Source organism: Rothia sp. HMSC066G07, from assembly GCF_001814485.1.
In the GTDB taxonomy this organism is placed as follows: Bacteria; Actinomycetota; Actinomycetes; order Actinomycetales; family Micrococcaceae; genus Rothia.
In genome coordinates this window covers 135540-162087 of sequence record NZ_KV816933.1, presented here as the reverse complement: position 1 = coordinate 162087, position 26548 = coordinate 135540, and the positions used below count along the sequence as shown (strand labels likewise).

Sequence of the window (26548 nt, the reverse complement as noted above, 5' to 3'; positions counted from 1 at the left end):
TGTGTTTTTATACCTCGTATATATAGGCGCCTGTTCAAAAAGGCATATTGAAAGGTCGGGGTCGTTCGTGGGAACGGCCCCGACCTTTGCATTGTCTAGTCTGCCGGCATGGGTGGCAGCTGGTTTTTCTTATGCGGTTTCGGTCTTTTCATGCTCGCCGAATGCTACCTTGACCGCGTGGTGCAGTGCTTCGCGCACCATGGCGATGGCGGGGTTGGCGGCGGACTCTCGGCGTACGGCGGTAAAGATTTTGCGGCAGGGCTTGCCGGGCAGCTCCACGATGCGTAGCCCCTCGGTGGTGGATAGGGAGGAGAGGATGAAGCCGGGCACGATGGTGACGGCGAATCCTGCTTTGACGAGGTTGGAGTTCGTAATCATGTCATTGGCGCTGTAGCGGATGACCGGCTCGAATCCTGCGGTGCGGCACTGGTTGAGCGCCCAGCTGCGGGAGGTGTTCTGTTCCATTTCGAGAACCCAGGGCAGTGCGTGCGCTTCCTCAATCGAGGTGATGGTGGAGGTGCTGGGCACGATGAGGCTGAGCGGGTCTTCGGTGAGTAGCTCGGAATGCAGTTCGGGGTATTCGGGGATGTGGTGGTGCGGGTAGGCTTCGGAGAGCACCATGTCGTATTCGCGGCTTCGGGTCAGGGAGGTTCCGGTTTCGGGGTCGATTTGCAGTACTTGCAGGGTGAGTGAGGGTGCGTGTTCGGCAAGGTAGCTGAGGGTTTCCGGTAGCAGTGCGAAGGCCGCGGACTGGAAGATGGCGAGGCGGACCATGCCTGCGGGTTCGCCGGTGAGGTTGGCGACGGAGGTTTGCATGCGGTCGAGTTCGCGCAGGATGCTGCGGGCGCTGTCGACGATGATGAGTCCGGCGCTGGTGAGCTGTACGCGCCTGCCGATGCGCTGCAGAAGCGGGGTGCCGGTTTCTTTTTCGAGGGTGGCAATCTGCTGGGAGACGGCGGAGGGGGTGAGGCTGAGCGCTTCTGCGGCAGCGATGACGGTGCCGCGTTCTTGGATTTCGAGGAGCATTTGCATGCGTCGGATGTCGTAGATTGACATGTGTTTCCTCCCTGGTGCGCCCGGTTGTTCTGCAGATTGTGCCTCTGAGTTCTTCCGTGGTGCGTCTCTCATCGTGGACTCTTGTCTATGGTACCGCGCGGGCTTCTGGCCGGCTCTTTTTGAGACGACTGAAGTGGGGTGCCGGCATGTTGGCTTGTGTAGCGAGTATTTTCGCGCTGAATGTGATGATTCTTGGGGTTGAAGATGCTTTTGGGACTGGTTTTGAAGTGTTCGATTGTTACGAAATCGGTTCGGTATTTGCTTTCTGAAAGTGCTAGCCTGAGAGAGATGGATAGCGATGTCGCTACAAACTTCACCTTGTCTCTTCGAACAGGAGGTTCGGAGGGGGCGCGGGGTGAAAACCTCACCGCACAATCATTTAGAAAAACTAAATGGATTTTGGAAAAAACATTCAGTTTTTCTAATGAGGTATTTATTACCCTTTTGTGGTGAAATAGAGACATCGCCAAACGTGGTGTGCACCGCACACAGTAAGATAGTTAGGAGTCAAGGATGACCCATCCTTTCGCATCTGAGCACTACCAGAAGATGGCTCTGGAAGCTCGTCAGCTTGTTCGCCAGTGGGTAAACGAGTCCCAGTCGATCAAGCCCACCTTCGCAGCTGAGCAGCTCGCCGGTGTTCTGAAGGACCCCAATGGTCTTCCCTTCACCGTCGGCTTTGTTGATGGCGTTATTCGCCCCGAAGACGACAATGTCTCCGGCCGCAACCTCTCCCGCATTTCCGGTCTGGCACCTTCCTTCCTGCCCTGGTACATGAAGTCCGCTGTTGGCTTCGGCGGCAAGCTGGCTGGCAAGGTCGCATGGCCCACCGTTCCCGTTGCACGTCGCGTGCTGCGCGAGATGGTCGGTCACCTGATTGTTGACGCTTCTGAGGAGAAGCTGGGCGACGCTATCGCAGAGCTGACCAAGACCGGTAACCGCCTGAACGTTAACCTGCTCGGTGAAGCAGTTCTGGGTGACAAGGAAGCAGAGCACCGCCTGGCTGAGACCAAGCGCCTGCTGGCACGTGACGACGTTGACTACGTCTCCATCAAGGTGTCCGCAGTTTCCGGCCCCCACCAGCACTGGGCATTCGACGAGGTTGTTGAGACTGCTGTTCGCCGCCTGACCCCGCTGTACGAGCTGGCTGCTTCTTCCTCCCCCAAGAAGTTCATCAACCTGGACATGGAGGAGTACAAGGACCTGGACCTCACCATTGAGGTATTCACCAAGATCCTGGACCAGCCCCAGCTGAAGGACCTGGAAGCAGGCATCGTGCTCCAGGCATACCTGCCCGACACCCTGGCTGCAATGCAGCACCTGCAGGAGTGGGCTGCAAAGCGCGTTGCTGCTGGCGGCGCAGGCGTCAAGGTCCGTCTGGTTAAGGGTGCAAACCTCTCCATGGAAATCGTGGAAGCTGTTATGCACGGCTGGCCGCTGACCACCTGGGACACCAAGCAGGCTGCTGACACCAACTACAAGCGCGTTCTGGACTACGCACTGCGCCCCGAGCACGTGAAGAACATCCGCCTCGGTATTGCAGGCCACAACCTCTTCGACGTTGCTTTCGCTCTGCTGCTGTCCGAAGACCGCGGTGTTAAGGATCGCGTCGAGTTCGAGATGCTGATCGGTATGGCTGAGCAGCAGGCTGAGATTATCCGCCGCCGCGTTGGCCACCTGCTCCTGTACGTGCCCGTCGTGAACCCCAAGGAATTCGACGTTGCAATCGCATACCTGATCCGTCGCCTCGAGGAGAACGCTTCCTCCGAGAACTTCATGTCCGGTATCTTCGACCTGGCAACCGACGAGTCCATCTTCAAGCGCGAAGAGGACCGCTTCATGCGTGCACTGAACTCCGTCACCGACGAGGTTCCCGCATCCAAGCGCTCCCAGAACCGTCTGACCGAGAACGAGGACAACGTCTTCGTACCGGCTGGTCGCTTCGAGAACACCCCCGACACCGACCCCGCACTGGCAGGTAACCGTGAGTGGGGCCGCGCAATCCTCGAGCGTTCCAAGACCACCAAGCTGGGCATCGACACCCTCAAGGCTAACGAGCTGACCAGCGAGGCTGAGGCTGAGAAGCTGATCAAGGAAGCCGAAGAAGCTGGCAAGGCATGGGGTAAGCTCTCCGGCCACGAGCGTGCAGAGATTCTGCGCAAGGTCGGTAAGGCTATTGCACTGCGCCGCGGTGACCTGCTGGAGGTTATGGCAGCTGAGGCTGGCAAGACCCTGGAGCAGGGCGACACCGAGGTCTCTGAGGCAATTGACTTCGCATACTACTACGCAATGCTGGCTGAGGACCTCGAGAAGATCGACGGCGCAAAGCACAAGTCCGTGGACCTGACCCTGGTTGTTCCCCCGTGGAACTTCCCGACCGCTATCCCCGCCGGTGGTGTTCTGGCTGGTCTGGCTGCAGGTTCTGCTGTCATCTTCAAGCCCGCAACCATTACCGCACGTACCGGTGCGCTGATCGCAGAGATTATGTGGGAAGCAGGCGTTCCCAAGGAAGTTCTGAAGCTCATCAAGGTTGTTGACCGCGCTGCAGGTAAGGTGCTCATCTCGCACCCCGAGGTTGACCGCCTGATTCTGACCGGTGGTTACGAGACCGCTGAGCTCTTCCGCTCCTGGCGTGATGACCTGCCCCTGTTCGGTGAGACCTCGGGTAAGAACTCGATTATCGTCACCCCGAACGCTGACATCGACCTTGCCGTCAAGGACGTTGTTTACTCGGCATTCGGCCACGCAGGTCAGAAGTGCTCCGCTGGTTCGACCGTTATCCTGGTTGGCTCCGTGGCACAGTCCGAGCGTTTCCGCCGCCAGCTGATTGACTCCGTCAGCTCCCTGCACGTGGCACACCCGCAGGACATTGAGTCCCAGATGGGTCCCGTTGTTCAGAAGCCGGAAGAGAAGCTGCTGCGCGGTCTGACCACCCTCGGCCCGGGCGAGCGCTGGCTCATCCAGCCGAAGGAACTGGACGAGACTGGCCGCCTGTGGAGCCCCGGTGTTCGTGAAGGCGTCAAGCCCGGTTCCGAGTACCACATGACTGAGTACTTCGGCCCCATCCTGGGTATCATGACCGCTGACACCCTGGAAGAAGCAATCGAGCTGCAGAACGCACCAGATTACGGCCTGACCGCAGGTCTGCACTCGCTGGATGCTGATGAGCTCGAGCTGTGGCTCTCCAAGGTCCAGGCAGGTAACCTGTACGTCAACCGTGCAATTACCGGTGCAATCGTTCAGCGTCAGCCCTTCGGTGGTTGGAAGAAGTCCACCGTGGGTTCCGGTACCAAGGCTGGTGGCCCCAGCTACCTGATCGCTCTGTCCGATTGGGAGCCCGTACAGGCAACCGCAACCGCTGTCACCCACTCCGTGACCGTCCGCGAGACCCTGGCTACCATCGAGAACTCCGAACTGGGCAAGCGCGAGGACTTCGCATTCATCAAGCGCGGTGTCTCCTCTGACGCACACGCTTGGGACACCGAGTTCGGCTTCGGCCACGATCCCTCGAAGCTGGGCGTGGAGCGCAACATCCTGCGCTACGTACCCACCCAGGTTCTGGTTCGTGCAGACGAGTCCGCATCTGCAGCAGAGACCCTGCGCGTTGTGCTCGCCGGTCTGGCAGCTAACGCACCGGTTGCTCTGTCCGTCGGTAAGGACCTGCCGGTCGACGTCCGTGGCGTCCTCGAGAACAAGGGCATCAAGTACGAAGTCAAGTCGGACGCTCAGTTCCGCGAGTACCTGGCTTCGAACGCTAAGACCCCGGTTCGCGCACTGGCTGGTACTCCGCTGGAAGGCACCCGTATCCGCTACATCGGTAACGACGTGAAGTCCATCTACTCGGCACTGGGTGGTCGCCCGGATGTTGCAGTGTACTTCGCACCGGTCACCGAGGCTGGCCGTATCGAGATGCTGCCCTTCCTCCGCGAGCAGGCTGTTTCGATTACCGCACACCGTTTCGGTAACCCGAACCGCTTCTCCGAGCGCGTCATTTCTTCCCGCTAAGGCGCTGTGAGAGTTTAGCTCTCTAGCCTAGGCTCAGGGCCCTGCACCTTCATGGTGTGGGGCCCTGAGCCTTTTGGTGTGTCTGAATGGCTGTCCTGCTGGAGGTGAGTAATAGGGGTGCTTCTAGGGCCTTGGGAAGGGGTGATTGTTGAGCGGCTAGATAGGATAAGGAAAATATAGTGTCTTAGAAGTGGTACGGGGGTGTTTGGACGTGCCCCGCATTACTTCTTATGTGATAATTGGTGTAGGACGTTCCGTCATCCCACATACGGAACGACACCGTGCGCGGGACGATCCGCGCTACGCAAGAACACACTGAAAGGACACCGCTGCTATGAGCAACGTTCCCGCAGAACTCTCGTACACTTCTGAGCACGAGTGGGTTTCCGCTCTCACCGCCGAGGGCACCGTACGTGTTGGTATTACCGACCACGCTCAGGATGCACTGGGTGACGTCGTCTACGTCGACCTTCCCTCTGTCGGCGATTCTGTAGCTGCTGAGGATAGCTTCGGTGAGATTGAGTCCACCAAGTCTGTCTCCGATCTCTTTGCTCCCATCGCTGGCGAGATTGTCGCAGTGAACGAGGGCCTGGAGGATGACCCCGCACTGGTCAACTCCGATCCCTACGGCGAGGGTTGGATCATTGAGATTCGCCCCGAGAACGCTGATGATCTGGCTAACCTGCTGGATGCAGAAGCATACAAGGCCGAGCTGGACAAGCTCTAAGTCGATAGACTTCTAAGACCTTCTATAGGCCTCAGATAAGAGGTACGTAGTGGTGAGACGGCGAGACCGATTGGTCTCGCCGTTTTTCTTTTAAAATGCACACAAACGCAAATAGTGGGGCGCATTTAAGGTTCTTCTTGAGGGTGTCTAAACCTGTTGAAGAGGCTTGAAAGATGGCTAAACCCCAAGTGGGAGCCTCTTTCAAGTTAAATGTGATGAAAACTTCAACTATCGCGAGAAGATAAAATTTTCCTTGTAAAGCAGTCCAATGTGGGAAAAGTATGTTCACAATAGTGGAATTTTGTTAAAATTGGTACTGCCACTGCTGGAAAGTGTCTGAATGTGTGGTTATTTTTGGGTTCAAAACGCCCCTGAAAAGGGTGAACTGAATAGCAAAATGCCTTGTGAGGCTATAAGATTGTCTCGAAGGTTTGCGGTTTATCATTTCGTGATAAACAACTAAACTTATCTATCACACTCTCAACACTAAGCAAAGATGTTCGGTACGCTGCGATAACCCCTCGCCAGGGGAACGAGCCACTCACTCAAATTTCGGCTCGTATCGACATCGTCTGAACAAGTACCCGAAAGACATAGATGACCTCACGCATCGATGAGAACCTCACTAACGCTGAGGTTCAACTAGAGGACGTGGAGAACGGCGGCTCTGACCGTAACCCGCGTGACGTTAAGAGCCGGACCATTGGTCAGGTTCTTAGCCAGCTTGACCTGGAGTTCCCCGGAATTAGTGCATCCAAGATCCGCTTCCTGGAGGAGCGCGGTCTCGTGCACCCCAGCCGTACCGAAACCGGTTACCGCAAGTACTCCCAGACGGATATTGAGCGCCTGCGCTACATCCTCACCATGCAGCGCGACCACTACATGCCGCTCAAGGTAATCCGTCAGCACCTGGAGGACATGGAAGCCGGTCGCGTACTGAACTCCATGCCTGCCACCGTAAGCGAAGACGTGCTAGACACCGTCCTTGGCCCGAACGAGCAGGAAGGTCGCACCTACACTCTCCGCGAGCTGGCAGAATACGCTAACACCACCCCCGAACTGATTCGCGAGCTGATTGACTTTGGACTGCTCGAAGACGGTTCGGATGTGGAGTACACCGATTACGATGTGCTGATTGCCCGCGTTAGTGCAGAACTGACCCAGCACGGCATTCAGCCTCGTCACCTGCGCGCATTCAAGTCAGCGGCAGACCGCGAAATTTCCCTCGTGGAAATTGCGGTGGCTCCGCTGGCATCACGCCGCGACGCAGCCTCTCAGGCTCAGGCGCAGGAACGAGCCGACAAGATCCGCAAGTTGTGCTTGCAGCTGCACGCAACTCTGGTCGAATCGGCGATGCCTACCTACGAGTAGGCGCACGAAGACGCAGACTACCGGACAGTCTGCTGCTCGTAAACCCTCAGCGGTTCTACCACACCCCAAACGGGGATTTCCCTCGGGAAACACCACTGACCATGGTGATTCCCTCTATAGTCCCTACCCCTTACCAACGGGTAGCGGCCTCTAGACTTGGACGAAGCCGACGCTGGCACGCTCGGAATTTCTACCCCTTCGTCCAACACGAAGAGCTTTCTCACCAGGGGGCTCCCGGCCTGCCAAGGCTGTTCACTCAACTCAGCTGTAAATGCGTACGGACTGCTCCGTACGCATTTACTTTTTAAACTCCCCTGTGGGATGGATACCCAGAAAAAGCGAGGAGAATAGCGGGGGAGGAGCACCCCCACAGGGCGTTAAAGAGGTACGAATGAATCTGAAAAGATCATTCGCTTCGGTGGGTTCAATTTTAAGTAGAGCCCTCTATCAGTTAAAATAGATTGAACAACCGCGCCTATCGCGCATCGGTCGCACTATCGAATCGTGTTCTACGAACCGAATAGTCGAGCCAATGTGTAGTATTGAAAACCGCGTAGCTAACCTCGCAGAGGGAAGCCACGCGAATCATAGATGCAGATTCTAAGGCCTAGCCCTAGAATCTCACCCCGAAAATCGGGGCTACACCGGAACGAAGTCGACCACATTTGATAGGGCGCGGTGAATCGCATTAAACGGGTTAACGAAAAGGAGGGACCGTGCTAGAGCAGCAGGTAGCCGAAAATGCAGGCGAGGCCGCAGGCACCCATGAGGCACCCCAGGGCTTCGACCAGCCCCTGGATGGCTTCGACACCCTCTTCCCCGTAGCGCCGCCTCCGCGCGGTGAACAAGGCGTACTCTTCACCGACCCGGTCTCTGTCGTCGAGGAAAACCTCGGCTACCGTGGCGCCGTCGCCTGCAAGGCAGCAGGCATCACCTACCGTCAGCTCGACTACTGGGCACGCACCGACCTGGTTGTACCCACCGTGCGTAGCGCCTCCGGCTCCGGTACCCAGCGCCTCTACAGCTTCCGCGATGTGCTCGTGCTTAAGATTGTGAAGCGACTGCTCGACACCGGCGTGTCCCTGCAGCAGATTCGCACCTCCATCGAGCATCTGCGTACCCGCGGCATTGACGACCTCGCGAACATCACCCTGATGAGTGACGGTACCACCGTCTACGAATGCACCTCCCCGAGCGAGGTTATCGACCTGGTTCAGGCTGGTCAGGGCGTCTTCGGTATCGCGATTGGCCGCGTCTGGCGCGAAATCGAAATGAACCTCAACGGCCAGCCCGGCGAAGAAATGCACGAAAGCTTCGAAGGCGACGAACTCGCCGCCCGCCGTGCCCGCCGTGCACAGGCATAAAGCACAGGCCTAAACCACAAAACTTGAACCTGCCCGCGCTCACTACCTACCAGGTGGCGAGCGCGGGCTGAAGCTTTAAACCCGAGGGAATATTCAATGCCCGCTTGAGAAAAAACTCAAGATACACCCCTGTCAGACCCGGAAGAAAAGCGAAGATTCGCTAAAATAAAGGGGCATTACACCTCACTCATAAAAGGGACCTGCATGCCCCGCATCGTCAGTATCAGCAGTCTCAAAGGTGGCGTTGGCAAAACGTCCATCACTTTGGGGCTCGCCTCCGCGGCATTACACAGCGGACTCTCCACACTCGTTATTGACCTCGACCCCCACGGCGACGCCAGCACCGGCCTGGCAGTGGATGAAACCATCCCCGACGTCGCCTCCCTGATCGCTAGTTCCAATGAGCGTGCCTTCGCGGAGGAAGCCGGTAGCTCCTCCTGGAACGCGCTCGTCGGCAAACCCACCCTGCTGACCAATAACCCCGTGACCACCGGTAGCGTGAAGGTGGCGCGAGGCTCGGCGCGCTCCACCCTCGTGGACCGTCAGGAAGCCGCGCCGTTCATCCGCCGCTTCAAGCGCATGGTGGAGGCGGCTGCGGACGCCTACGACGTCATCCTGATTGACTGCCCGCCGTTCCTCGGAACCCTGTCTTCAATGGGCTGGGCAGTGAGCGAGCGCATCCTTTCGGTCGCTGAGCCTTCCCTTTTCTCTGTAGCGGGCACCGAACGAACCCTGCGCGCCATCGTGCGCTTTCAGCAGGAAAGCGGCATCAGCATTGACGGTGCGGGAGTAGTTATCAACAAGATGCGCCCCAACGACAGCGAACACCGCTACCGACGCGACGAAATGCGCTCCCTTTTCGGCGATCTTGTCGCAGAGCCGGTGCTCGCTGAAAGCCCCGTGCTGCAACGCGCCCAGGGTGCGGCGTACCCGATTCATTTTTGGCCCGACGAAGAATCGGTTGATCCCGCCATTGACTTCACCCGTCTGCTGGCTGGGCTTATGGCAGACATCTAATCGCTGACCTCTTAGCGCAGACATATACGCGTCACTAATCCGCGGGCTCGAATAGTTCTCAACGCTTGAGTGCGTCTTCTCAAAGAACCGCTGTGTTCTCAGCGCTGTGTTCTCAGTGCTGTGTTCTTTAGGACGGCGCATTTTCGCATATCCGTCAACATTGACACCAGAAGTGGGAATAGCCGGAAGCTTCCACGCGTTATAGTGGCAGTAACAGAAATAACCCCGCCATCGAGGGGCACGCTGGGAACGAGCCCAGCCTCAACATCATCAACGAGAGGACCACATGAGCATCGAGAACGTAGAACGCATTGACGGCGTAGCACAGTACGACCTCATCGTCATCGGCTCCGGATCCGGCAACACCCTCATCGGCCCCGAATGGGACGACAAGAAGGTCGCCCTCATCGACGGCGGTATCTTCGGCGGCACCTGCCTGAACGTTGGCTGCATCCCCACCAAAATGTACGTCTACCCGGCGACCATCGCGCAGAAGACCCGCGAGGTCAAGCACCTGGGCGTCGACGCACACGTAGACGCCGTGCACTGGGCGCAGATTCGTGACCGTATCTTTGCCTCCCGCATTGACCAGATTGTTGAAGGCGGCCGCAACTGGCGTGCCGGTCTGCCCAACGTCGACTTCTACGACCAGTACGCGCGCTTCGTCGGCTCCCACACCGTCGAGCTGACCGACGGCACCCGCCTGCAGGGCCGCCAGATTGTTGTTGCGGCAGGTTCACGCGCCGTGCTGCCTCCCGTACCCGGTATCGACTCCTCCAAGGTCTACACCAATGACAACGTCATGCGCATGGACGAGCTGCCCGCCCGTATGGTCGTCATCGGCGGCGGCGTGATTGCGGCAGAATTCTCCCACGTTTTCTCCGCATTCGGTACCGAAGTAACCCAGCTGAACCGCTCCTCCCGCCTGCTACGTGGCGTGGACGAAGAGGTCGTGGCACGCTTCGAAGAAGCCGCAAGCAAGCAGTGGAACATCGTCAAGGATGCGTCCCTCTCCGAAATCCGTGAGAACGCCGACGGCAGTGTGACCGTCGTAGCTAAGCACACTACCGAGAACGGTGAAGAACTGCTCGAAATCCCGGCAGACGCTGTGCTCGTGGCAACCGGTCGTCGCCCCAACACCGACACCCTCAACGCGAAGAACTACTTCGACGTGCAGGACGGCGGCCAGCTCAGCGTCGATAAGTACCAGCGCGTGCTCTACAACGGCGCGCCCGTACCCGGCGTCTACGCCCTCGGCGACGTGTCCAGCCGCTACCAGCTCAAGCACGTGGCAAACCACGAGGCACGCGTTGTGCAGCACAACCTCAGCCACCCCGAGGACCTGCGTGCCAGCGACCACCGCTACGTACCGGCTGCGGTCTTCAGCAACCCGCAGATCGCCGTGGTCGGCATGACCGAAGAGCAGGCGCGCCAGGCGGCTGAACGTGAAGGCTTTGAGATCACCGTCAAGGCGCAGAACTTTGGCGACACCGCCTACGGCTGGGCAATGGAAGACAAGATCGGCCTGTGCAAGCTCATTGCCCGCAAGGACAACGGCGAGCTGCTCGGCGCACACCTGGTCGGTGAAGAATCCTCCGTGCTCATTCAGCCGCTACTGCAGGCAATGAGCTTCGGCATGGACGCGCGCACCCTCGCACGCGGCCAGTACTGGATCCACCCGGCACTGACCGAAGTCGTTGAGAACGCATTACTCGGTCTGGAATTCGACGAGCCCGCAAACTAAGAACCCGCCATCTAACGACGGCTAGATAACGTCCGAAAATCGAGGTTTCTAGCGAACAAACAGAGAGGAGGGGATCGTACCTAAGCGGTACGACCCCCTCCTCTCGTTATTGGTGGCCAGAGCCGGTTATGCCTTGTCGCTGTCAGACTTCTGCGGGTTCTGCTCTGCAACAGTCTTCTTCTCAGTCTGCGCGGGCTTCTCAGCGGGAGCATTAGCGGAAGACTTCTCAGCCTTTTTTACCTCTTCAGCCTCCTCTTCCTGAGGCTTCTGCATCATCTCGGCGGTCTGTTCACGTAGCTCCTCAAACTTCTCAGCCGCCTGCTCGCGCAGCTCGGCAAGACGCTCCGCCTGGTGGTCCGCGTACTCGTGCAGACGCTCTGCCGCCTGCTCACGCAGTTCAGCGAACTTCTCAGACTGCTCCGCCGCGTACTCCTGCAGGCGAGCCAAAGAATCCGACGTGCTATCGGAAACCTTGCCGTACATCTCATCCACGTAGGAGGAGAAGTCCTGCAGAATCTTCGCGCGGCGCAACTTCTGCGAAGGAGTCAGATAGCCGTCCGCCTCGGTCAGATCGCGGTTCATAATGCGGAACTCGCGAATACCCTCAGCGCGGGAAACCAACTGGTTCGCCTCGTCCACGAGCTTCTGAACTGCAGCACGAACCGCCGGGTGAACAGCAGCCTCCGGGATGGAGAGCGAACGCGGCAGACCCAAGTGCTCCAACTGCTCGGGCAGGGTATCCGGATCCAGGGTCACCAGAGCCGCAACGAACGGCTTCTCATCGCCTACCAGCATCGCCTGAGAAACCAGGGGAGAGGTACGAAGATGAGTCTCCGCAATACCCGGAATCACGTTCTTCCCGCCGGCGGTGACAATGATTTCCTTCTTGCGGCCCACAATCTTCAGGTAGCCGCGCTCATCGAAATGAGCCAGGTCACCGGTACGGAACCAGCCGTCCTCAGTGAACGCCTGAGCGTCCTCTTCGGGGTTCTTGTAGTAGCTGCTAATCACGCCCACGCCACGAACCAGAAGCTCGCCGTCCTCAGCAATATAGCCTTCGGAACCGGGGATGAGCGGGCCAATCATGCCAATCTGGTACGGGTTGATGCGGCCAGCCGCAATCGGGGCGCAGGTCTCGGTCAGGCCGTAACCCTCAACCACCTGCACACCCACCGCGTGGAAGAAGTGCGCCAGGCGCTCGCCGAGGGGACCGCCGCCGGAGACCGCGTAACGCAGCTCGCCGCCGAGAGCCGCACGCAGCTTCGAGTAGACCAGCTTGTCGTAGAGAGCGTACTGCGCCGCCAGCTTGAGGGGCACACGACCCTCAACCTTCGCCTGCGACCAGCGCACCGCAATATCGGTGGAACGCTCAAACAGAGACTTATTGAACTTGCCGCCCTTAGCCGCCTTTGCCATGGCACCTTCGTACACTTTCTCAAAGACGCGGGGCACCACCAGCAGCATGGTCGGCTTGAAGCTATCCAGGTCAGACGCCAGGTTCTTGATGTTGGGGGAGTGACCAATAACCAGGCCAGCATCCAGCGCCAGAACCTGAATCAGGCGCGCGAGAACGTGCGCCAGCGGCAAAAAAAGAATGGAGGAGTTGCGGGAGTTCGCAATCTCCGGCTCGACCAGCCTGGTGTTGGCGCTGAGGTTCAGGAAGTGGCCGTGAGTCAGCGCGCAACCCTTAGGGCGACCGGTTGTGCCGGAGGTGTACACAATGGTCGCGAGGTCGTCACAACCGGCTGCGGAACGTACCTGCTCCAGCTGCTCATCGCTGACCTCGGAGGCGCGAGCACTGAGGGCATCAAGGTCGCCGTTCTCAATGACCCAGCGGTGCTTGAGCTGGCACGGCTCAGAAGTAGAAGCGGCGTATTCTTCCGCCTCAGCCACACGATTCAGGAGCTTCTCATCCTCGACGAAAATAGCGACTGCCTCAGAATGGGACAGCGCCCACGCCGCCTGTGCGGCAGCGTTCGTCTCATACACCGGCACGGAGACAGCGCCAGCATACCAAATCGCGAAGTCAATGACAGTCCACTCAAAACGGGTGCGGCTCATAATACCCACACGGTCACCCGGGCGGATACCGGCGGCAATCATGCCCTTAGCCAGGTCGGTCACCATCTGGTGGAACTGCTGGGCGCGAACCGGCTGCCAGTTACCCGGAGACATCTGACGACGGTACAGCACCGGATTGGAGCTATCGGCACGGTGGCGCTCAACAATGCTTGTCAGGTTCAGCGAGGGGTCGACAATAACCTCAGCGGGAGTGGAGAAGACTTTCATAATGCGCCTTTCAAATCAGGGCGTGAGCCCGTGGCGGATCCGGTGCCGCGGGGTGCCCTCGATGGCCCGAGGAGCCGTAATATCTATCTGCTGTTCTACTCGCCACGGCGGGTGATGCTTGCGCCAGTTGCAGCGAGCGGAGCCGCAGAATTAGTGGTATAGGGATGCGACAAAATCTTGGATGGTGGAGAGAAGATACTCTGCGTCATAGTCCAGGGTTGCCACATGGTAGCTGCGGGTCAGCCACCTAAATTCTACAGGAACTGAACAATGTTCGAGAAAATATTTGTGGGAGCTATCCGACACAGTATGATCGCCCAGTGAACGCAAATACAGGACCGGCGACTTCAACTGCGGAATCAGGGCGCGAGTCTCAGCACCCAAAAGATGCAGCTGATGCACCGCCGCCGTCGGAACCAGCGAGTAAGCGCCCTCATTCACACCCGGAACCGCAATATCGGAACCGATTGCCTTAAGGACCGGCAGAACCTTCGAGACCCTACCGGCGTGACGCATCATCGGGTTCACATCCACCATATAGGGGTTAATCAGCACCGTACCCACCACCGGCAGACGCGCCGACAGATGAGTCGCCACCGTGCCGCCCATCGACATGCCAATGACCACCACCTGCAGGCCCTGATCGGTCAGGCGGCGGTACCCCTGCTCGGCAGAAGCCAGCCACTGCTGGTACGTGCTATCACGCAAATCCTGCCAACGGGTCGCGTGACCGGTCAGCACGGGCATCTCCACCGCATAGCCGAGCTCCATAAAACGCTGAGCCACCGGGCGCATGCTATGCGGCGAACCCGTAAAACCATGCACCAGCAAAATACCCACGGAATGCTGCACCGAATCAGGGGCAAAAGAAACAGGGGAGTGGTCGAACGCATCCTGCTCTTCCCCGAGGCGACGCGCCAAAGATTCCTTAACATTTTGGGTCGCAAGAAGCCTGCGCTCGCGAGCCTTGCGCCGAATCCTCTTAATCGGTTCCAGCGAATTATCGAAAATGCTCATGGTCCTCCTCCGCCAACCTGCGCGAGTATGAGCGCAGGTGAGGCTCTATAGCGTACCCTGACCGGCTACCACGGATACAGCACCGATGCTGGTATATCGCCCCCAGCGCACCCGATACACCGGTGCGCAGAAAAATCGTTCTCTTTTCTTTAATTATCGCGCGTTCTCTCGCTACGCTCCAGACAAGATAGAATTGACCCGGGAATATTCAGAGAGGAGTCCCCAATGCCTAACACCGCCCTCTATTCAACGCTCAAGGTTCTTGGCTCACCCCTGCTGCAGGGACTGTACCACCACGACGTGGTTGGCCTGGAAAACCTGCCCGAGGGGCCCTACATCGTCGCCAGCAACCACCTGGCATTTTGCGACTCCATTTTTATTCCTCTCGCCATGCCGCGCACCGTGAACTTCCTCGCCAAGAGCGACTACTTCACCACCCCCGGCGTGAAGGGCCGCGCCATGGCGGCATTCTTCCGCGGCGTTGGCCAGCTTCCCATGGACCGCTCCGGCGGCCAGAAGAGCCAGGAATCCCTTAACGCCGGCGCGCAGGTCCTCAAGGACGGCGGCATCATCGGCATCTACCCCGAAGGCACCCGTAGCCCCGACGGACGCGGCTACCGCCCCAAGGTCGGTGTCGCCCGCCTCGCAGTTGAAGCAGGCGTGCCCGTAGTGCCCGTCGGACAGATTGGTACCGACCTGATTCAGCCCTCCGGCTCGAACCGTATCCGTCTGCGCCATGACGGCAAGCCCATCCAGGTGCGTACCATTATCGGTAAGCCCCTCACCTTCGAGGAATACACCGACGGCTCAGACCTGAGCCACCGCGTTCAGCGTGAAATCGCCGACCGTATTGGCTCCGAGATCCGTGCCCTCAGCGGCCAGGAATACGTGGACGTGTACGCCGACCGCGTCAAGAAGCTCATGACTGATAAAAACATGAGCGCTGATGAGGCAGTCGCACACCTGCAGCACTAGGCATTGAGACAGCACCCTGAGACAACACCTCGGGTGCGCATATACTCCAGATGCGCACATACGCCAGAGGGCGGGATGCGGTACATGCCGCATCCCGCCCTTTCGTATGCCGTTCTGCAACGGCGCTCATCAACCCGCTTATCGCCGCCGCCGGGTGGCGCTATCTAAACATGTGAGATGTACCTGACTGCAGGGTTAGGTGTTGAAGCAAGCAAGAGTACAATTAGGTCTATTCGGCCTGAAGAATCGCAAGCCAGCACGCCGCACACGGCGCGCCGAGCACCCGAAACGCGGCTGAATCAGAAAACGCACAAGACCATCCCGATGGAGTGAAGATGAGCAATCAAAACCTCAACACCTCGCAGGCCACCGACCACGGCCTAGACACCTGGCGTCAGCTGCACATTGACCAGCAGCCCACCTGGAGCGAGCACGAAGATTTTGAGAGCACTATCGCCGAGCTGAACTCGGTACCGCCGCTCGTCTTCGCCGGTGAGGTCGACGCCATGCGCCAGGCACTCGGTGAGGTCGCTGAAGGCCGCGCATTCCTGTTGCAGGGCGGCGACTGCGCAGAAACCTTCGCTGGTGCAACCGCCGACAAGATCTCCGGCCGCATCAAGACCATCCTGCAGATGTCTGCAGTGCTCACCTACGGCGCCTCCATGCCCGTGGTGAAGATGGGCCGCATGGCGGGCCAGTTCTCCAAGCCGCGCTCCGCAGACATGGAAACCCGCGGCGACGTCACCCTGCCCTCCTTCCGCGGCGAGACCGTCAACGGTTTCGACTTCACCCCCGAAGCCCGCGTACACGACCCCAAGCGCATGCTGCAGGGCTACCACACCAGTGCCTCCACCCTGAACCTGATCCGTGCCTTCACCAAGGGCGGCTTCGCAGACCTGCGCGCCGTGCACCAGTGGAACCGCGGCTTCACCTCCAACCCCGCGCATGAGCGCTACGAGAAGACCGCCAACGAAATTGGCCGCGCCCTCAAGTTCATGGAAGCATGCGGCGTGAACTTCGAAGCACTCAAGACCACCGACATGTACGTCGGCCACGAGGCACTAGTTCTGGACTACGAGCGCGCCCTGACCCGCATCGATTCGCGCACCCACCTGCCCTACGACACCTCCGCACACTTCCTGTGGATTGGTGAGCGCACCCGCGGCATCGATGACGCCCACGTGGACTTCCTCTCCAAGGTCCGCAACCCCATCGGCGTGAAGCTCGGCCCGACCACCACCACCGAGGACGCACTCGCACTGATTGACAAGCTCGACCCGAACCGCGAGCCCGGCCGCCTGACCTTCATCACCCGCATGGGCGCGAAGAACATTCGCGAGAAGCTGCCCTCCATCGTTGAAGGCGTGCAGGCCGAGGGCGCGAAGGTCGTGTGGGTGACCGACCCGATGCACGGCAACACCATCTCCGTGCCCTCCGGCTACAAGACCCGTCGCTTCGACGACGTGCTCGACGAGGTTCGCGGCTTCTTCGAGGTGCACGAGGCTCTGGGCTCGTTCCCCGGCGGTATCCACGTGGAGATGACCGGCGACGACGTGACCGAATGCCTGGGCGGCTCCGACGCTATCGACGAGGCAGCACTGGCTGACCGCTACGAGTCCCTGTGCGACCCGCGTCTGAACCACTCGCAGTCCCTGGAAATCGCGTTCCTGGTCTCCGAGTACCTCAAGAACCGCGCATAAAACGTTCATACGCCTCGCCGTACTAGTCGGTGAGAAATAGCAGAAAAACAATGCCCGGGTCTTCACTCATTGTGAATGAAGACCCGGGCATTGCGTTTAACCTGTGCACCACACAGACGAGGACGGAGTGCACAGACGAGGACGGAGTGCTCGAGGGGGGAGCACTACTAGAAGGTCAGGAACGCCTCAATATTGTGCCACCACTGCGACTGCACCAGTGAGGTCGCAAGCCACCAACCGGTAAAGCTCGAACCCATGCCCAGCAGAATCAGTGCCAGAGCCCAACCGCCCACCGCCATACCCGAGGGCGGGGTCCTAAACTGCTTGGCGGGCAGGCGAGGATCCTTCTGCGAAGACTGCTCGGATTCCTGAGAAGAAGCGGTCTCCTCTGCCGGTGAAGCCTCCGACGCGCTCGCCGCCCCCTTAGACTTCGAACGACGTGTGCCGGAGGGACTCAACGAACGCTCCGCATGGATTGGGGCGTACTCGCCATGAGCTGAGATGAACTCCTGCTCCGTCTGCGGGCCAATACCAACGGACTGAGTCAGCGGACCCTTCGCCGCGGCGGTACGGCGGCTCATGAATGAGCCCAGACCACGCTTGCTGGATTTGCCCTTTGAGCCCTCCTGCTCCTGATCAGTGTCAGAATCGTCATTATCGGAGGCGGAACTCACCAGAGGCGGAATGCCCTGGCGGTTGAGCACCGAGTCCTCAGCATCCACGTCGGCAAGGTGCACGCCCTGACCCGCCGTCGAGGCATCGTACACGAGGCTATCGGGGGAGTAGACATCGTAGGCGAGCAAATCGCGGGCATCGCTAAAAGCACTAATCGGGGTGTTACGCACCATCTGCGCGGCGCCGCTACGCTCCGCAATATCGGCGACGGCCTCCCAAAGAGGAAGCTCCGGCTCCGGGCATGAGGGGGCACGCCAGGCTCGCTCATGCTCACCCAGTGACTCAGAAATCTCCAGTAGAGCCGTGAACAGCTCGGTCGCATCCTCGGGGCGGGCGTGAGGCTGCTTGCGGGTACACCACGAAATCAGCCCCGCAATATCGCGGTCCGCACCCGGTGCGACATCGGTCAGCGCGGGCATCTCAATGTTGGCGTTGTGGTAGAGCACCTGCTGGTCATTCTCCAGACCCACAAAGGGCAGACGACCTGAAAGCATGCGGTACATCATCACGCCGAGCGCAAAAATATCGGCCTGTGCGCCGACCTTCACCTTCGGATCAAGAACCTCCGGCGCTACGTAGGCGGGGGTGCCCATGGGGGCGCCAGCATCCACCTGATCGTCACGGCGGGAAAGACCGAAGTCCGTCAGCTTCACCTGGCCGTTAGCGTCGAGAAGAATATTGCCCGGCTTAATATCGCCGTGCAGGTAGCGGTTAGCGTGCACCTCCGAGAGCGCCTCCACCACCGGAATGAGGATATCCAGAGCCTCACCCAGCGAGAGGGCATTACGTACACGTAGCAACTGGCTCAGCGTACAACCGTGCACATACTCGAGCACGATATACATGACCATCTCGCCCGAAAAATATTCGGTACCCGACGAAATCACACCCACCGTATGCCCGCCGCCACCCACCTGGCGCATCGAGCGCTCCTCACGGTGGAACTTCTGACGGTTCGCTGCATCCTCAGCCAGAGCGGGGGAGAGAACCTTGAGCGCAACCGGGTTATTCGACCACAGGTCCAGCGCATAATACACCTCGCTCATGCCGCCGCGGCCAATAAGCGAACCCACCTGGTAGTGACCCTCAATAATGGCGCCACTGAGCCACTGCGAAGAACCAATAGCGGTATCCGGGGCAGCGGGACGAGTGGCGGGAGGAACAGAAGTATTTGCAGAAGAACGAGGGTTCACGGGAGAAATCCGGCGTGGGCTGGGAGTATTCATACGTCTCAACATTTTAGCCCGCCCACCTGGGCAGAAGCGATACTAGAGGGCGCCGGGCAGGTGAACACTCAGCGAATTCTTACAAAGTGCCGGTGGACCCGACTCCAACGCAAGAACAACGGGCAAAGTACAAGAACGAAAGAACCCGGGAGGGGCAGCGAACCTGCGGCGGGTCAAAAGTGGTAAATACGTGCCAGCTCTGGCACTCTTAAAAGGTGACTAACGAAAATATTGCTCAGACCTTCGCCCTCGTTGGCGATTGGGTAACCATCCCCGAAATTGCGCAGGCACTCGACCTGAAGGTGACCCGCGTTCACAACCTGATTTCTGACGGTACGCTCATCGCTCTGCGCGACCCGGAAACCAACGTGCGCAAGGTACCCGCACTGTTCATGAACGGTTCGCGTGTGCTCGAATCCCTCAAGGGCACCCTCGCTGTCCTGAAGGATTCCGGCTTCAGCGATGAAGAAGCTATCGTGTGGCTGTACACCAGCGACGAGTCCCTGCCCGGTCGTCCCATCGACGCACTGATTGACGGTCGTAAGACTGAGATTCGTCGCCGTGCGCAGGCACTGGCTTGGTAATCCGGCTTGGTAATAGCGGCTCAGTACTATAGCTAAATAGGTTGAGGCGGCATACTCCGGTATGTCGCCTCAACTTGTTTAACGTTTATATGTGGTGGACCTCTACGCCTTGCGACGTAGCGCATCTATGCCTTGCGGCGCAGAGCACGACCCACGATATCGGTCAGTGCCGCATGCGTCAGCTCGTCCAGGTTCATCGCCTCCAGTGCCTCAAACACAGCCTGAGACTTCTGCTCAATCAGCTGCTCATGCTTGGCGAAAGCACCCGAAGAAACCATCAGCTCGCGGATGCGCTCCACCTGCTCATCGCTCAGCTCGGGGTCGCCCAAGCTATTGTGCAGAAGCGCCGCATCCTTCTCGTTGAGGGCAGCGGAGGTGAGCGCCACCAGCACGGTACGCTTACCCTCACGCAGGTCATCGCCAGCGGGCTTACCGGTCACCTCGGGCTGACCGAAGACGCCCAGCTCGTCATCACGCAGCTGGAAGCCCTCACCCAGCGGCAGACCGAACGCGCGGTAGGCGGCGAGTACCGGGTGCTGCTCGCTCACGGCACCCGTGCCGTCCTCCAGTGCGGCAGCCTGCAGAGCCAGAGCGCCACCAATCGTGAAGGGGTGCTCGCAGGAGTACTTGGCGGACTTGAAGCGAATCACGTTTAGGGCACGCTGCAGAGCCGCCTGGGCGTCCTCGGTTTCGAGAACCTCGGAGTAGACGTCCAGGTACTGACCCGCCAGAACCTCGGTGCGCATCCGGTCGAAAATGGTGCGCGCCGGGGCGCCGTAGATTGCGCCCTCACCCAGGGACGCGAAAACCTCGGCAGACCATGCCAGGGTCAGGTCACCGGCAAGGATGCCGCCGGTCAGACCGTAGTTGAACGCATCGCCGCGCCAGCTATTCTGCTCGTGTGCCGCCTCAAAACGCTTATGCACGGAGGGAGCGCCGCGGCGGGTGTCGGAGCGGTCAATAATGTCGTCGTGAATCAGCGCGGAGGTCTGGAACAGCTCCACCGCCATGCCAGCTTTCACAATAGACCAGGATGCGCGTTCCTCGGTTACGGGTGCACCGCCGGCACCTCGCCAACCCCAGTAGCTCAGCAGCGCGCGCAGACGCTTGCCGCCGGTGGAGAGGGACTCGATGGCCTCCAGCAGGGGCAGGGTTTCGGGGGAGATACCCTCGAGTAACTCGCGCTGGCGGGCAAAAAACTCCGCCATGAGAGTGTCAAAAGCGTGCAGGTAGGCTCGCTGCTCTTCAGCAATGCGCTCAGCGAGGTGCGCAGAATCCGCCTGGATATTCGGCGCCGCTACGGTGAGGCTCTCGGTCGCCTGGGGAGTGGGTGCTCCGGAAGGAGAATGGGGAGTCATACTATCCTTGCTGATGGTCGCTGTGTACGGTCCTGATGCGGTGCGGTGTGCACTTCTTCTAGCTTAGTGGAGAAAAGTCCAAGAGAACGCATTTACGAACATGTTTACGATAGATTACTCCCATTTTTCGTAGAAATGTGCTATATTTTCGGTAGGTGGGCGTAGAAGCTATGAGAGGAGGCGACATGGGGCAGGCGCGAACCGGCAAGAACAGCGGCGCAAGGAACGGCCGCGTCATTATGCACCTGGACATGGACGCTTTCTTTGTCAACGTCGAGCTCCTCGAAAACCCCGCTCTGCGTGGCGAACCCATTATCGTGGCGCCGCTGGGACCCCGTTCGGTTGTATGCTCCGCTTCCTACGAGGCGCGCGCCCACGGGGTGCGCTCCGGCATGCCGCTTAGCCGCGCCCGGAACCTCAGCCCCAACGCCACCGTCCTGCCGCTGCGTGGCGACTACCGGCACTACTCCCGTGCCGTCATGGCAATCCTGAACAATCTGAGTCCCTACGTTGAGCAGGTTAGTGTGGATGAAGCCTTCGTGGACCTAACCGGCGCCTATCTGCACGGCCACGATCCCGTCGCCCTGGCGCAGCGCGCTCGCGACCGCATCGCGCAGGAACTCTCCCTGCCCTCCTCCGCGGGGGTTGCGCCCAATAAACTGCTTGCCAAAATGGCGTCCACCGGTAGTAAACCGAACGGGCTGTGGGTCATTCCACCCGAGCGCGTTCAAGAATTTCTTGACCCGAGAAAAGTCTCCGACCTGTGGGGAGTGGGTGCGAAGAGTACCGAGCAGCTCTCCCGATACGGTATTCACACCATCGCCCAGATGAGGTCCATGAGCCTGGACTGGCTCAAAGAACGCTTCGGTACCGCCCAGGGCGAGCACCTCTGGGCCATGGCGCGCGGCATTGACGAACGCCCCGTAATCACCGAACGTGAAGAGAAAAGCATGGGTGGCGAGCACACCTTCGAGACGGATACGACCGATGCCCAGGAGGTGAGCGCTGCTATTCGGGAGCTGAGTCTCAAACTGGGAAAGCGCCTGCGCACCGCCGGGAAACTCGCCGGAGGGCTCAGCCTCAAAATCCGCTACAGCACCTTCGAAACGCACACCCGCGCTATTGCCCTGAACGTGCCCGTAGACTCCGGCATGCAGATTGCTTCCTTGGCATTGGAAGCCTTGCGCGCAGATGAAATCTTGGTAGGGCAAGCGGCGCCCCGCGCCCTGCGACTTATCGGCGTGCGTGCCGAAAAGCTTGCCCGCGCAGAAGACGGGGTGCAACAAACTCTCTTCGACTCCATCGAGAGTGGGGCAAACTCGCGCTCCATACAAACTGGCTCCGCACAACGACGCGGCGGGGGAGCTGGTAATAGTCCGCAGAACGGTACTCGCACAGGGGCTGGTATTTACTCGGGGTCTGGTATTCACTTGGGATCTGGCGCGCGCCTCGTGAAAAGCGGCAGATGGTCCGAGGTGGAGCATGTCATGGACGCCATTCACCGCAAGTACAGCCGCGAAAGCCTCAAACCCGCCTCCGGGGTGGCTGGGCCGGAACAGAAAGCCGAGGAAAAGGCTGGACAAAAAGCCAAGTAAAAGACTGGGCAAAAGGCTGAGGAAGGGAACTATGCTGAGGAAAGCTCCGCCGAAAGGATGGCACCCTCCGCAGAAGACCTTAAGGCGCTTCTGCCTGAAAAGAATGCGCCAACCCCACCCGGCGCGGTACCATGGGAAGCATACGACGGGAAGAAGCGCTCACCGCGCCAGCTGATGCACTAGCTAACCCGGCTGATACCGACGTCATCTTGAGCAGAGACACCTCAAAGGAGAAAACGATGGCACTGTCCGAGCGCGAACAGAAGGTTCTGGACCAGCTTGAAGAACTCATGAGCAATGAGGATCCGCACTTTGCCTCCTCCATGTCTTCAACCGGCAATACTGCGCCGGTTTTTAGTGCTCGCCATTTGGCTCTCGGTATTCTCTTCGTTCTCATCGGCCTGGGCATCATTATTGGCGCGGTCGCATCTAACATGATTTGGCTGGGCGTATTCGGCTTCCTCTTCGCGGCCGGTGGCGTGTACTTCGCAACCACCAGCAAGAAGACCCCGGTGGATTCCTTCCTCGGCGGTAAGGCAGAAGGCGCAGCCCGTGTGCGTCAGCGCGAGCAGAAGGATCAGTCTTCCTTCATGAACCGCCTGGAGAACCGCTGGGACGAGCGTAATAACGGCCAGCTCTAAAGCATTTAGGGTGCAGAAGCTTCGCGGCTTAGCTCATAGAGCTGACCCCCGATGCGAACATCTCAAAACTCAAGACTGATTAAGCGGAGGTAAGAATTCTCTTACCTCCGCTTTCTTGTGCCCATTTTCTGCACTCAGTTCCCGGTGCCGGGTGTTGTGCCCCGAACCGTGAACAGACCCGAACGGTGAACAGACCTGAGCCCCCTCGAAGCAGGCAATCTGAGGGTTGCACACTGAGCGGGAATACGCCCGAAGCTGTGTAGAAGCTGTGCGGCAGCGTTAAAAATGCAGAAGAGAGCATAAAAACACTAAAAGATACTCTGCCGGGTGGGGTAGGTGGTGGAAAGTGGGGTAAAGTGGAGGGGAAAGCTGAAAGTCAGTCCTATCGCCGTGCCCTCAAACAGACGGCGGAGGCGTCGGCCCGGCACACCCCGCCACCGGCACCTACAGGATGTGTGGAGCAACCACGCTCCCGCAGGCTTCAGCACAACGGCACACATCAGGGGCACACATCGGGGAGGTGAAGTGAATGTTCTTAGGTACCTACTCACCACGAATGGACGCCAAAGGACGCATCATCCTTCCCGCCAAATTCCGTGAGGAACTCTCAGCAGGCCTCGTTCTGACCCGCGGTCAAGAACGATGCCTGTACGTTTTCCCCGCCGCAGAATTTGAACGCATCCACGAACGGATGCGCACCGCGCCCCTGCCCGGACGAGCCGCCCGAGACTTCCTGCGAGTCTTCCTCTCAGGAGCCTCAGACGAACTGCCCGACAAGCAGGGACGCATCACCATCCCGCCGATACTGCGCCAATACGCAGGACTGACCGACAACCTCGTCGTCATCGGATCCGGTACCCGCGCAGAAATCTGGGATGCAGCCGCCTGGGAGGAATACCTCGCCCGCACCGAAGCTGAATTCGCTGCCCTCGACGAGGACCCGTTCAGCCCGCTACTCTAGTCGGCACCCCGCCGGTGCGATGGCTACCGCCCGGCATCTCTCTACCACTACCGCACCACTCTTCCGTAAGCTTTCCCGCAGGACAAACTCTCACAGGAGCACCCATGAGCGTAGACCACGCCCCCGAAACCGGTACGACCGCATCCGGCGCTGCCGCCAAGGTCACCGGCGCATCCATTGAGAACCTCTCCCAGCGTGAAGCCAGCGAACGCCACGTGCCCGTCATGCTGGACCGCTGCATTAACCTGCTGGCACCCGGCATTGAACGCGCCGTTGAGGAGCGCGGCACCGCCTACGTTATTGATGGCACCCTCGGTATGGGTGGCCACTCCGAGGCGCTGCTCGAACGCTTCGAAAACCTTGTACTCATCGGTATTGACCGCGACCTGCAGGCGCACGCCATTGCCGGCGAACGCCTGGCACGCTTCGGTGACCGCTTCGTACCCGTCCACGCCGTCTACGACGAAATTGACCGCGCCATGGAAACCGCCGGCGTGCAGGGCATCGACGGCATCCTGATGGACCTGGGCGTCTCCTCCATGCAGCTGGACGAACGCACCCGAGGCTTCGCCTACTCCTACGACGCGCCCCTGGACATGCGCATGAACTCCGAAGATGAGCTCACCGCCCGTATTGTTGTCAACGAATACAGCGAAGACCAGCTGCGCCGCATTATCCGCAACTGGGGCGAAGAGAAGTTCGCATCGCGTATCGCCCGCGCCATCTGCACCGCCCGCGCCAACGCGCCCCTGGAAACCACCGGTGAGCTCGTACGCATTATTCAGAAGGCTGTGCCCGTCGCCGCGCAGCGCACCGGCGGCCACCCCGCCAAGCGCACCTTCCAGGCGTTGCGCATCGAAGTGAACCACGAGCTTGAAGCCCTCGAACGCGCCGTACCGGCAGCCCTGGAGGCGCTCAACCTCGGTGGTCGATTCGTCGCCATGAGCTACCACAGCCTCGAAGACAAAATCGTCAAGAGAGCACTGACCGCGGAGGCAACCTCCAAGGCACCCAAGGGCTTCCCGGTAGAGCTTGAAGAACACAAGCCCACCGTCAAATTCATTACCCGCGGCGCCGAACCGCCTACCGACGAGGAAATCGAACAGAACTCCCGCGCCGCCAGCGCCAAGCTGCGCGCCGCCGAGAAGATCCGCATCCCCGCCAAGTAGAAGACAGAAAGCGAAGAAGAGTGAGCACCCAGCACGCATCCCAGCGCCCCACCCGCACCCAGGGCGCCCCGCGGAGTCGACGCGCCGGTTCCTCGCGCCCTGCCGCCGGCACCCCCGGCGCCGTTGGCTCTACCCGCGCATCCTCTACTGGCTCTACCGGCGGCTCTACCGGGGCGAGCCGCACCTCCACCCGAGCCCACTCCGGCCGCACCCGTACCGCGCGTCTGGAGCCGGTCACCGCCTCCCAGCCGGTGGTCCGCCCCGTCAGCACCGCCGCATCTCACGGTGGTAAGCGCACCTCAACGAACGCGAGCCGTGTTCCCTCGAGCGTCCGTGCGGCAGCACGCACCGAAGAAGCACGCGAAACGAAGCCCAAGCAGCGTAACCCGCTGTCCACTGTGCGCCGCCGAGCCCGTAAGCTCAGCCCGCCCACCATGCTCGCTGTTTTTGCGGCAATTCCGCTGACCCTGATTTTTATTCTGCTGCTTAACGTGCTGATTGTGACCCGACAGTACGACATGGTGGATTTGCGCGCGCAGGAACAGCGCCTCGTGCAGGAGAACCAGGCGCTGCAGCAGGAGATTGGTTTCAAGGAAGCCCCGCAGGATTTGGCGATACGCGCCAGTACCCTGGGCATGTTTGTGAGCTCTTCGCAGGCGACCCTGAACCTGCAGTCCTCCACGATTGAGGGCACCCCCGCCCCGGTGGCAAGCCCGACCGGTGCTGAGGGAAACAAGCAGGAGAATCTGATTTCGCCTCCGGCAGCTGGCTCGAACGAAAGCTACGCCAAGAGCATTGTGGACGCGGACAAGTCCGTTCAGCAGCGCCACGGCCAGGCGAGCGCGGCGGCTAAGGCATCTGCAAGCGCCTCGGCGAGCCCTGCTCAGCAAACTAACTCAGCTCAGCAGGCCAACCCCGCACCGGCGAATAGCGCCCCTGCTAGCCCGGCTGCTTCCGCCGCACCGAGCGCCGCTCAGCAGCCCGCAGCTAGCCCCGCGGCAAGCCAGGTTGCACGATAAACAATATTGACCACAGGATGCGTAGCATCACCGATAGACTAGACCAGCGAAAGGA

19 protein-coding genes are annotated in these 26548 nt (G+C 59.8%); 14 read left to right on the top strand and 5 right to left on the bottom strand.

Translation table 11 applies throughout. The features are described from left to right. Positions 1-129: 129 nt before the first annotated feature. Positions 130-1056 (bottom strand): LysR family transcriptional regulator, encoded by a 927-nt coding sequence (locus HMPREF2971_RS08905; protein ID WP_044150600.1) that lies wholly within the window; start codon positions 1054-1056, stop codon positions 130-132. Positions 1057-1569: 513 nt separating this feature from the next. On the opposite strand from HMPREF2971_RS08905, the gene HMPREF2971_RS08900 reads away from it, so the two are divergent. The 6 genes from HMPREF2971_RS08900 (at position 1570) to HMPREF2971_RS08875 (ending at position 11284) form a co-directional block, all read left to right on the top strand. Further along, positions 1570-5061, top strand: a complete 3492-nt coding sequence (locus HMPREF2971_RS08900) for a bifunctional proline dehydrogenase/L-glutamate gamma-semialdehyde dehydrogenase (protein ID WP_070692610.1) — start codon at positions 1570-1572, stop codon at positions 5059-5061. A gap of 334 nt (positions 5062-5395) precedes the next feature. Then, complete coding sequence (gene gcvH, locus HMPREF2971_RS08895) at positions 5396-5788, top strand: glycine cleavage system protein GcvH (protein WP_049337538.1); 393 nt, start codon at positions 5396-5398, stop codon at positions 5786-5788. 597 nt (positions 5789-6385) lie between these two features. Further along, a complete protein-coding gene (locus HMPREF2971_RS08890) occupies positions 6386-7159 on the top strand; it encodes a transcriptional regulator FtsR (protein ID WP_049337539.1) in 774 nt (257 codons plus the stop codon). A gap of 716 nt (positions 7160-7875) precedes the next feature. Beyond that, complete coding sequence (locus HMPREF2971_RS08885; protein WP_049350369.1) at positions 7876-8523, top strand: MerR family transcriptional regulator; 648 nt, start codon at positions 7876-7878, stop codon at positions 8521-8523. A 204-nt stretch (positions 8524-8727) separates the two neighbouring features. Then, entirely contained in the window at positions 8728-9540 is an 813-nt protein-coding gene (locus HMPREF2971_RS08880) for a ParA family protein (RefSeq protein WP_049345252.1), read from the top strand. Between the two features lie 286 nt (positions 9541-9826). Further along, positions 9827-11284, top strand: a complete 1458-nt coding sequence (locus HMPREF2971_RS08875; protein WP_070692606.1) for a mycothione reductase — start codon at positions 9827-9829, stop codon at positions 11282-11284. A gap of 126 nt (positions 11285-11410) precedes the next feature. On the opposite strand, the gene HMPREF2971_RS08870 is transcribed toward HMPREF2971_RS08875, so the two are convergent. Together HMPREF2971_RS08870 and HMPREF2971_RS08865 are read right to left on the bottom strand one after the other, a co-directional pair. Further along, positions 11411-13573 carry an AMP-dependent synthetase/ligase gene (locus HMPREF2971_RS08870; protein ID WP_070692602.1) on the bottom strand — a complete coding sequence of 721 codons (2163 nt, stop codon included), beginning with the start codon at positions 13571-13573 and terminating at the stop codon, positions 11411-11413. 150 nt (positions 13574-13723) lie between these two features. After that, a complete protein-coding gene (locus HMPREF2971_RS08865) occupies positions 13724-14590 on the bottom strand; it encodes an alpha/beta hydrolase (RefSeq protein WP_070692598.1) in 867 nt (288 codons plus the stop codon). A 225-nt stretch (positions 14591-14815) separates the two neighbouring features. Between HMPREF2971_RS08865 and HMPREF2971_RS08860 the strand changes: the two genes are divergently transcribed. Together HMPREF2971_RS08860 and HMPREF2971_RS08855 are read left to right on the top strand one after the other, a co-directional pair. Continuing rightward, positions 14816-15565: a lysophospholipid acyltransferase family protein gene (locus HMPREF2971_RS08860; protein WP_049353010.1), complete on the top strand. Its 750-nt coding sequence runs from the start codon at positions 14816-14818 to the stop codon at positions 15563-15565. A gap of 335 nt (positions 15566-15900) precedes the next feature. Next, positions 15901-17265: a class II 3-deoxy-7-phosphoheptulonate synthase gene (locus tag HMPREF2971_RS08855; RefSeq protein ID WP_070692596.1), complete on the top strand. Its 1365-nt coding sequence runs from the start codon at positions 15901-15903 to the stop codon at positions 17263-17265. A 167-nt stretch (positions 17266-17432) separates the two neighbouring features. On the opposite strand, the gene HMPREF2971_RS08850 is transcribed toward HMPREF2971_RS08855, so the two are convergent. Next, positions 17433-19133 (bottom strand): serine/threonine protein kinase, encoded by a 1701-nt coding sequence (locus HMPREF2971_RS08850; RefSeq protein WP_239663355.1) that lies wholly within the window; start codon positions 19131-19133, stop codon positions 17433-17435. Between the two features lie 248 nt (positions 19134-19381). On the opposite strand from HMPREF2971_RS08850, the gene HMPREF2971_RS08845 reads away from it, so the two are divergent. Further along, on the top strand, positions 19382-19750 hold the full coding sequence (locus tag HMPREF2971_RS08845) for an Rv2175c family DNA-binding protein (RefSeq protein WP_005506572.1): 369 nt from the start codon (positions 19382-19384) through the stop codon (positions 19748-19750). Positions 19751-19875: 125 nt separating this feature from the next. On the opposite strand, the gene HMPREF2971_RS08840 is transcribed toward HMPREF2971_RS08845, so the two are convergent. Next, the gene (locus HMPREF2971_RS08840; protein ID WP_049350362.1) at positions 19876-21108 is read right to left on the bottom strand and encodes a polyprenyl synthetase family protein; all 1233 of its coding nucleotides are present in this window, start codon (positions 21106-21108) and stop codon (positions 19876-19878) included. Between the two features lie 185 nt (positions 21109-21293). Between HMPREF2971_RS08840 and dinB the strand changes: the two genes are divergently transcribed. The 5 genes from dinB to HMPREF2971_RS08815 all read left to right on the top strand — a co-directional run bounded on the left by dinB (position 21294) and on the right by HMPREF2971_RS08815 (position 26493). Beyond that, positions 21294-22703 carry a DNA polymerase IV gene (gene dinB / locus HMPREF2971_RS08835; RefSeq protein WP_049350361.1) on the top strand — a complete coding sequence of 470 codons (1410 nt, stop codon included), beginning with the start codon at positions 21294-21296 and terminating at the stop codon, positions 22701-22703. 239 nt (positions 22704-22942) lie between these two features. Further along, on the top strand, positions 22943-23344 hold the full coding sequence (locus HMPREF2971_RS08830) for a DUF3040 domain-containing protein (RefSeq protein ID WP_049350360.1): 402 nt from the start codon (positions 22943-22945) through the stop codon (positions 23342-23344). A gap of 529 nt (positions 23345-23873) precedes the next feature. Continuing rightward, on the top strand, positions 23874-24305 hold the full coding sequence (mraZ, locus tag HMPREF2971_RS08825; RefSeq protein ID WP_005506565.1) for a division/cell wall cluster transcriptional repressor MraZ: 432 nt from the start codon (positions 23874-23876) through the stop codon (positions 24303-24305). Positions 24306-24409: 104 nt separating this feature from the next. Further along, positions 24410-25474, top strand: a complete 1065-nt coding sequence (gene rsmH / locus HMPREF2971_RS08820; RefSeq protein WP_070592910.1) for a 16S rRNA (cytosine(1402)-N(4))-methyltransferase RsmH — start codon at positions 24410-24412, stop codon at positions 25472-25474. A 20-nt stretch (positions 25475-25494) separates the two neighbouring features. Continuing rightward, complete coding sequence (locus tag HMPREF2971_RS08815; protein WP_049345237.1) at positions 25495-26493, top strand: cell division protein FtsL; 999 nt, start codon at positions 25495-25497, stop codon at positions 26491-26493. The last annotated feature ends 55 nt before the right edge of the window (positions 26494-26548 follow it).

Coding starts and splice junctions, on each gene's coding strand:
- HMPREF2971_RS08865 (WP_070692598.1), bottom strand. CDS start 14,590: ATGAGCATTTTCGATAATTCGCTGGAACCGATTAAGAGGATTCGGCGC.
- HMPREF2971_RS08855 (WP_070692596.1), top strand. CDS start 15,901: ATGAGCAATCAAAACCTCAACACCTCGCAGGCCACCGACCACGGCCTA.
- HMPREF2971_RS08870 (WP_070692602.1), bottom strand. CDS start 13,573: ATGAAAGTCTTCTCCACTCCCGCTGAGGTTATTGTCGACCCCTCGCTG.
- HMPREF2971_RS08830 (WP_049350360.1), top strand. CDS start 22,943: ATGGCACTGTCCGAGCGCGAACAGAAGGTTCTGGACCAGCTTGAAGAA.
- mraZ (WP_005506565.1), top strand. CDS start 23,874: ATGTTCTTAGGTACCTACTCACCACGAATGGACGCCAAAGGACGCATC.
- HMPREF2971_RS08875 (WP_070692606.1), top strand. CDS start 9,827: ATGAGCATCGAGAACGTAGAACGCATTGACGGCGTAGCACAGTACGAC.
- HMPREF2971_RS08880 (WP_049345252.1), top strand. CDS start 8,728: ATGCCCCGCATCGTCAGTATCAGCAGTCTCAAAGGTGGCGTTGGCAAA.
- HMPREF2971_RS08890 (WP_049337539.1), top strand. CDS start 6,386: ATGACCTCACGCATCGATGAGAACCTCACTAACGCTGAGGTTCAACTA.
- HMPREF2971_RS08860 (WP_049353010.1), top strand. CDS start 14,816: ATGCCTAACACCGCCCTCTATTCAACGCTCAAGGTTCTTGGCTCACCC.
- HMPREF2971_RS08900 (WP_070692610.1), top strand. CDS start 1,570: ATGACCCATCCTTTCGCATCTGAGCACTACCAGAAGATGGCTCTGGAA.
- gcvH (WP_049337538.1), top strand. CDS start 5,396: ATGAGCAACGTTCCCGCAGAACTCTCGTACACTTCTGAGCACGAGTGG.
- HMPREF2971_RS08840 (WP_049350362.1), bottom strand. CDS start 21,108: ATGACTCCCCATTCTCCTTCCGGAGCACCCACTCCCCAGGCGACCGAG.
- rsmH (WP_070592910.1), top strand. CDS start 24,410: ATGAGCGTAGACCACGCCCCCGAAACCGGTACGACCGCATCCGGCGCT.
- dinB (WP_049350361.1), top strand. CDS start 21,294: ATGGGGCAGGCGCGAACCGGCAAGAACAGCGGCGCAAGGAACGGCCGC.
- HMPREF2971_RS08905 (WP_044150600.1), bottom strand. CDS start 1,056: ATGTCAATCTACGACATCCGACGCATGCAAATGCTCCTCGAAATCCAA.